The organism is Pseudomonas sp. AD21, assembly GCF_002878485.1.
Lineage (GTDB): Bacteria > Pseudomonadota > Gammaproteobacteria > Pseudomonadales > Pseudomonadaceae > Aquipseudomonas.
In genome coordinates, this window is sequence record NZ_NQYG01000051.1 from 1 (window position 1) to 6,023 (window position 6,023).

Consider the following 6,023-nt stretch of genomic DNA (forward strand, 5'->3'; position numbering starts at 1 on the left):
CATCGCCTCCGCCATATTTGTACCGACAAAGCCCTGATTATTCGGGGCTTTGTCGTTTCTGGGGTTTGAGATTTTTGCTGAGCTCACGGAAGCGTTACAAAACTTTTTGATACGCGTTACAAAACTTTCTGGTTTTCTTCCCTTCTCTGGCGTCCTGCCAAACGTAAAACACTCTTCATGTAACACGGTGCTACGCTGGGCTCTTTCACTGAGGAACGCTCATGCCAAATTCCGATCTGCTCCCTTCCCTGCTTTACAAAATCAATGAGAACCAACTCGCTCTCGAAGCCGCCATCATGGAACTGACGAACTGGGTCGAGCAACGCGGCTCCGCGGATGTTGCCGAGAATGTCCGGGGCGCCCTTTGGGCGATCGACAAGAACGAAGAATTCATCAAGATGACCTTGGCTGTATTGATGACTCCCGACTGACAGCTCGTCGCCTCATCCTCGCCCGCAAGCCACACCTCGATTACTGTACATGCATACAGCACTTGTACAGCGATCGCTTTCATGAATTTCGACCAGGCCAAATCCCTCAGACTCCAACGATGGCGCGCGACTCTCGATGACCAGGACTTCCGCATGCAAAACCCAGAGGGGCATAGGGAAACCCTCCACCAGATGGCAGCCACGCTCCGCGACGAGGGCCTGATTAACCAGCTTGAGCAGTTCGACATGAACGAAATGGCAGACGCCGCGTACTGGCACGCCGTCGAAGAGCTGCAGAACTCGCCGGGTCAGTACCGCGGCGCCTCGACCTATGACGTCGTTCAAATCGACAACGGGAATCTGCTGGGCACTATCAGCCGGTCAATCTTCAACTTCGAAAGTGATGAGCCGCGCGGCGCTTCCTTCGCCTACGACGGCAAGGTCTACTCTGACGCGGATGGTGTGCGGCTAACCTTGGGACTCTCCCGAAAGATTGGGCGGATTACAGGCTTGGTGTTGGAAATGAATGGTCGCCGATATCAGTTGGTAGAGACCGAACGGATGATCGCCGGCGTAACTCACCGCCCAATTTCCGATGCCGACGCCTACCGAGCGCTCATAGATGTAGCCCAAGTCGCGCAGGAGGAGCGGGATCTGCGCACTTTTGAAAGGGTGCGGCCTCACATTGAGTCGGCGGCCTTCTGCATTTGTCCAGTCTGTCTCGATTGCTTTGGTGCTCGTGATGACTGCAAGGCCTGCGCCGGAAAAGGTTTCGTGACAAAGCCACTGCCCAATGGACTACGCTGAAAACCATAAGTGAATTAATGTAATATGACCGACTATGTCAACGGTATAAAAACCTGTTATAGGCACACAAAAATAACGATTATCAGGATCAAAAAAATGGAACAACTAAAACTTACAGATCTGGAAATAAATAAAACCAAACCGCATAACAGCAATCGCCTAATCGTTTCTTTCCTCAGAGGCGGAAAACCATGTCCTTCAATAGAACTAACTAGCAAATCTGCGCGAAAAGCTGCAGAGCATCAACTTCTAACAAAAGATTTAGAACATGCTATTTCGTCTATCGAGTTCGCACTATCCTTGTACGCGGAGCGACAACCTGAAGACAACAATATCGTAAAATACGACAAGAACAACATTGACCACCTAATAAAGCATAACTTCATATTGTCGAGTATAATCACTTATGGAAAGTGCTTTGCCACAGCCAAAGGCAGAAACGCAAGGCTGCCAGAACAAAAACTTAGAAAAATCATTGGCGACGATCTTTTTGCATTTCACGAGCAAATATTAAACCTGAGAAACAACTGGGTCGCCCATTGCGGGAAGTCTCAAATGGAAACAGCAAAAACAATATTTATAACCGACCCACTCGGAGAAAAAGCCCCAGAATACATCTGCCATACATCGTTCGCAGCTGAAATATCTTTTGAAGATCTTATAATTTTTTGCAAACTATGCAAAGCAGTACTCAACCTAAATACCTCACTTCAAAATGAAGCTCTATCCGCGCTAAATCGCGAGCTTCAAAAAACAGATATGCACGAACTCCTGAAGTCCGCAAAAACAAAGTTCTTCTACCACAACGAACAACTTTTAGATCCGCAAAAAAACAACTAACTCCAAGCTAACGCCCCTACCGATCTAAAACTTGAGTTTCAGCTCATATCCGCTGTTGACATCAAACCCACTGCGGTTGGAGCGCGAGTAGGAGTATAGGTCAGAATCTTAGGGCACCGACGTAGTCTTGACACGCCTTGAGCGCGATCAATCCCCGGTCGCCGGTGTCGGTAATGGCGATAATTCTTTGAGCATGCGCGGGGTCAAGTCGGGCTCGTACGGCTGCATGATCCACGCCGCCGGCGCCGGAGGTGGCTGGCACCCCGCAGCCTTTGTCAGCGTCGGTTGCGTCGAGGAGGACTGACAACCGCAGATCAGAAGTGGCAAGGCGATCGCGCAGGCGATCTTGGTCACGTTGGGCATCACTCATTTTCCTGAAGTGGATTTGCTCAATGGCCGACAGCCGCTGCTCGAGCGCGAGACGCTTGTCCTGCTCGGCCTGCTGCGCGGTGGCGGCGGCCTGGGTCAGTTGATTCATGGCATTTGCGTGCAGTCGCGCCTGCTCGGCCAACTGCCTGCCGTAGCGCCAGTCCTGAAACTGCCAGGCACTGCCGGCGCCGACCAGCACCAGCGCCAGCACTCCGGCCAACTTCCACGGCACGACCATCACGGCACATCCTTAAAGAAGACGTGCCCGCCCAGCTTCAGCGTCTGCTTTGCCTTCGCTGCCCAGGCCGGCGCCTTGATGCTGGTTGCGTAGTAATGCGTGGCGCCGCCAGTTGGATCAGGTACCGCGCCGTCGATCACCTGGTCAGCAGCGATCCGACATTGCGCCAGCTCGCGGAACGGGATCTGCTTCACGCCGATCAGGAACTGATAGTTCGGGTCGGTCTTGTTCCAGCAACTGAACTGGTACGGCTTCTGGCAGACCCGTGCGTAGCCCTCGCCCCACCAAGAATTGGTCTTGCCATCGAAAACACGGTTGCGGATCGTCCACGCCACGGCGATCTGGCCGACGGCTCCCTCGCCGCGGGCCTCACCCCATAGTGTGCGGGCGAGGATGTCTCGATCTTTATCAGTAGCGGTCATGGTTTCTCCAGGCGTAAAAAAGCCCGCTGCTAGGCGGGCATTCAAGAGGATCGGCAGCTATTGCGCAGTGATGCATTCAAATCTCCTGAAAAACTCCAGAATTGTTAGACTGGGCGGCTATGAATTGAGCCAATGCATACATGAAGCGTGGAATTGTTAGATGAACACGAAAAATAACGAGACGTTAAAAAAAGGGTTCATCTCAGAATTCGAAGGTCTTCGCGGAATCATGGCGATATGGGTTGTTGTTGGGCATATGCTGTCCGGCCTCGCAACGAGCCATTACCTGCCAAGTCCCAACCTTTGGAATACCGTACCGGTACAGGTATTCATAATACTAAGCGGGTTTGTAATATTCAGCCTACTTGACAGAGAACACCAAAGCTATCGAACATTTATAATACATAGAGCCTTTCGACTGTTTCCGGCGTATCTGCTAGCGCTCGCAATATCCGTGCTGATGCTCCCATTTGCTCGCGAGGTGCTGTTTACCTCTCCAATAGCGCCAATGACAGCCGCCAGAATTTCACTTATTGATACCGCGACAAACAACTTAATTGAGCATTTGTCAGCGCACTTACTTCTTATTCAAGGGCTCATTCCTGATAGCGTACTGACAAACTCGGCTTACACTCTTGTTGGCCAGGCATGGAGTGTGTCGGTAGAGTGGCAATTCTACATACTGGCTCCTATCGCCTACTTACTCCTCAAGCCTCGGCAAAGGATGTATAAGCTCCCTGCACTAGCTGTCCTAATCGCGCTTTTGGCTTCATTCAATAACAAACTGGGTGGCGGCTACATTGGCCAATACCTGTCGCTTTTTGCAGTGGGCATTGCAACATTCGGCCTAAGCAAATCCAGCACAAAGTCAAAAATTCTCTCAATACTTCCGCCTCTATGCGCACTGCCTTTTATGCAGGAATATACAGCAGCCCTGCTAATTTGGACTGCTGCATCCTACTGCGCGCTAAACGTTAAAAAGAACACCACGCAAAATATCTTATCAAGAATACTAAATAGCAAGCCAGCCTCATACCTTGGGAAAATTTCATATTCCATATACATAAACCACATGATTTTTGTATTTTTAACGCTATCTATAATCAGCAAGCTCAGTATGGGCTCAAGCAGCACAATTTTTCTTGCTATAGGTTTATCGACAGCGCTAACAATTGTCTTTTCACACGCAACTTATTCATACATTGAAAAGCCGATGATGCGCGTTGGAAAGGCGCTATCTACCAGAAAGCTGCACAGCTCCGCCGCGACGCAAGAAAATGGCTAGCAGATTGCGGCAAATAGGGCTGTTGGACTTTCTGGTCAGCGCGGCGGCTGTCATGTTTACTGCGCGGGCCCGCGATTAGTTTTTGTGAGGCCCATAAGGCCAGATAACCAAATCGTCCAAGGGGACCACTTCAAAATTCAGGCTTCGGTGCCAGTAGGGTCCGCCTCAAGTTCAGGAGCTGCACTGGAGGAAGGTCCGGAACCAAGATGTGCAAGCTGATCAGGTGCTTGAGGTCATAGGCTCGCCGTATATCCACGACCGGCGGCCGGTGGCGTTATCGCCTGAACTCGCACGGGAATGGTTGGATCCGGCCACGCCGAAAGAACGCGCCGAACAGATGGTGCTGCACCAGGGCGAGCCGACAGAGGTGTTCGAGTGGTACAAGGTTGACCGCGCGGTGGGGAATGTCCGAAATCAGGGCCCGGACCTGATTAAGCCGATCGATTGATCAACTGTGCGTCAGCGTTTTCAAGCGCTCCACCAGCGCGGCCTCAAAAATGATGTACAGCCTTTCCGCATCGCCGGCGCGCAAAGCCCCGCCGGTTTCCAGTCCAAGCACGAAGCCATCCGCCCGTGCTCCCGCCTTCACAGCAATGATCATCGAATCGGCCCGGACAATCTGTGCCAGCAGCCGATCCGCCTCTCTTTGCATCTTCTCGCTCAGCACCACGCCTTCCACATCAGCCACCTATTACCTTCACTACGACATCCAATAAATGACAGAAAGAACGACTGAAACCCAGATAATCGTCATCACAATTGAGTAGCCAGCCAGTTGCTTGTCCATGTGCCCGCATCATCCAGATCGAATATAAATGATGGTTTACCAGTGCTCACCTCGCAACGATAGCGCCGAGCCATCACTCAGTGTGCGGATGTAGGCCTGGCTAGCCTGCAGCGCGATCAGCCCCCGGTCGCCTTCGTCGGTGATGGCGATAATTCGTTGAGCATGCGCTGGGTCAAGTCGGGCTCGTACGGCTGCATGATCCAAGCCGCCGGTGCCGGCGGTGCCAGGCACCCCGCAGCCTTTGGCGGCGTCGGTTGCGTCAAGGAGGACTGACAGGCGCAAATCAGAAGTGGCAAGGCGATCGCGCAGGCGATCTTGATCACGTTGAGCATCGGTCATTTTCTCGAAGTGGGTTTGCTCGCTGGCCTCCAGCCGCTGCTCGAGCGCCAGACGCTTGTCCTGCTCGGCCTGCTGCGCGGTAGCCGCGGCCTGGGCCAGTTGATTGAGGGTTTCGGCGTGCTGCTGGGCCTGCTCGGCCAATTGCTTCCCGTAGCGCCAGTCCTGAAACTGCCAGGCGCTGCCGGCGCCGATCAGCACAAGCGCCAGCGCGCCCACCGCTTTCCACGGAACGACCATCACGGCACATCCTTGAAGAAGACGTGGCCGCCCAACTTGAGCGTCTGCTTGGCCTTCGCCGCCCAGGCCGGCGCCTTGATGCTGGTGGCGTAGTAATGGGTGGCGCCGCCGGTAGGATCCTGTACCTTGCCGTCGATCACCTGGTCAGCCGCGATTCGGCATTGCGCCAGCTCGCGGAACGGAATTTCCTTCACGCCGATCAGGAACTGATAGTTCGTATCGGTCTTGTTCCAGCAGCTGAACTGGTACAGCTTCTGGCAGACCCGTG

9 protein-coding genes and 2 pseudogenes are annotated in these 6,023 nt (G+C 53.0%); 5 read left to right on the forward strand and 6 right to left on the reverse strand.

All coding sequences use genetic code 11. From position 1 onward, the window contains the following. Positions 1-186, reverse strand: a 186-nt coding sequence (locus PseAD21_RS29885) for a hypothetical protein (RefSeq protein WP_218244983.1), incomplete at its 3' end; no start/stop codon positions are given. Between the two features lie 35 nt (positions 187-221). Here PseAD21_RS29885 and PseAD21_RS22790 point away from each other — a divergent pair. From PseAD21_RS22790 to PseAD21_RS22800, 3 genes are all read left to right on the forward strand, one after another. Continuing rightward, positions 222-431, forward strand: a complete 210-nt coding sequence (locus tag PseAD21_RS22790; RefSeq protein WP_102357988.1) for a hypothetical protein — start codon at positions 222-224, stop codon at positions 429-431. 81 nt (positions 432-512) lie between these two features. Beyond that, entirely contained in the window at positions 513-1,238 is a 726-nt protein-coding gene (locus tag PseAD21_RS22795) for a hypothetical protein (protein ID WP_102357989.1), read from the forward strand. Positions 1,239-1,334: 96 nt separating this feature from the next. Continuing rightward, positions 1,335-2,078, forward strand: a complete 744-nt coding sequence (locus PseAD21_RS22800; RefSeq protein ID WP_102357991.1) for a hypothetical protein — start codon at positions 1,335-1,337, stop codon at positions 2,076-2,078. Positions 2,079-2,178: 100 nt separating this feature from the next. Here the strand turns inward: PseAD21_RS22800 and PseAD21_RS22805 are convergent, their stop codons facing one another. Together PseAD21_RS22805 and PseAD21_RS22810 are read right to left on the reverse strand one after the other, a co-directional pair. Then, positions 2,179-2,685 carry a lysis system i-spanin subunit Rz gene (locus PseAD21_RS22805; protein WP_102357992.1) on the reverse strand — a complete coding sequence of 169 codons (507 nt, stop codon included), beginning with the start codon at positions 2,683-2,685 and terminating at the stop codon, positions 2,179-2,181. After that, complete coding sequence (locus PseAD21_RS22810) at positions 2,685-3,107, reverse strand: cell wall hydrolase (protein ID WP_102357994.1); 423 nt, start codon at positions 3,105-3,107, stop codon at positions 2,685-2,687. The genes PseAD21_RS22805 and PseAD21_RS22810 overlap by 1 nt, the downstream gene beginning before the upstream one ends. Positions 3,108-3,267: 160 nt before the next feature. On the opposite strand from PseAD21_RS22810, the gene PseAD21_RS22815 reads away from it, so the two are divergent. Both PseAD21_RS22815 and PseAD21_RS22820 read left to right on the forward strand, forming a co-directional pair. After that, positions 3,268-4,392 carry an acyltransferase gene (locus PseAD21_RS22815; protein ID WP_102357995.1) on the forward strand — a complete coding sequence of 375 codons (1,125 nt, stop codon included), beginning with the start codon at positions 3,268-3,270 and terminating at the stop codon, positions 4,390-4,392. Between the two features lie 250 nt (positions 4,393-4,642). Next, positions 4,643-4,840: pseudogene (locus PseAD21_RS22820) on the forward strand (SOS response-associated peptidase family protein); the annotation flags it as partial. Here PseAD21_RS22820 and PseAD21_RS22825 read toward each other — a convergent pair. The 3 genes and pseudogenes from PseAD21_RS22825 to PseAD21_RS30105 form a co-directional block, all read right to left on the reverse strand. Beyond that, a complete protein-coding gene (locus tag PseAD21_RS22825) occupies positions 4,841-5,071 on the reverse strand; it encodes a hypothetical protein (RefSeq protein WP_098968401.1) in 231 nt (76 codons plus the stop codon). A gap of 144 nt (positions 5,072-5,215) precedes the next feature. Next, on the reverse strand, positions 5,216-5,755 hold the full coding sequence (locus PseAD21_RS22830; RefSeq protein WP_102357997.1) for a lysis system i-spanin subunit Rz: 540 nt from the start codon (positions 5,753-5,755) through the stop codon (positions 5,216-5,218). After that, positions 5,755-6,023 (reverse strand): annotated as a pseudogene (locus PseAD21_RS30105) (cell wall hydrolase); the annotation flags it as partial. The gene PseAD21_RS22830 and the pseudogene PseAD21_RS30105, both read right to left, overlap by 1 nt.

Coding starts and splice junctions, on each gene's coding strand:
- PseAD21_RS22815 (WP_102357995.1), top strand. CDS start 3,268: ATGAACACGAAAAATAACGAGACGTTAAAAAAAGGGTTCATCTCAGAA.
- PseAD21_RS22800 (WP_102357991.1), top strand. CDS start 1,335: ATGGAACAACTAAAACTTACAGATCTGGAAATAAATAAAACCAAACCG.
- PseAD21_RS22810 (WP_102357994.1), bottom strand. CDS start 3,107: ATGACCGCTACTGATAAAGATCGAGACATCCTCGCCCGCACACTATGG.
- PseAD21_RS22795 (WP_102357989.1), top strand. CDS start 513: ATGAATTTCGACCAGGCCAAATCCCTCAGACTCCAACGATGGCGCGCG.
- PseAD21_RS22790 (WP_102357988.1), top strand. CDS start 222: ATGCCAAATTCCGATCTGCTCCCTTCCCTGCTTTACAAAATCAATGAG.
- PseAD21_RS22805 (WP_102357992.1), bottom strand. CDS start 2,685: ATGGTCGTGCCGTGGAAGTTGGCCGGAGTGCTGGCGCTGGTGCTGGTC.
- PseAD21_RS22830 (WP_102357997.1), bottom strand. CDS start 5,755: ATGGTCGTTCCGTGGAAAGCGGTGGGCGCGCTGGCGCTTGTGCTGATC.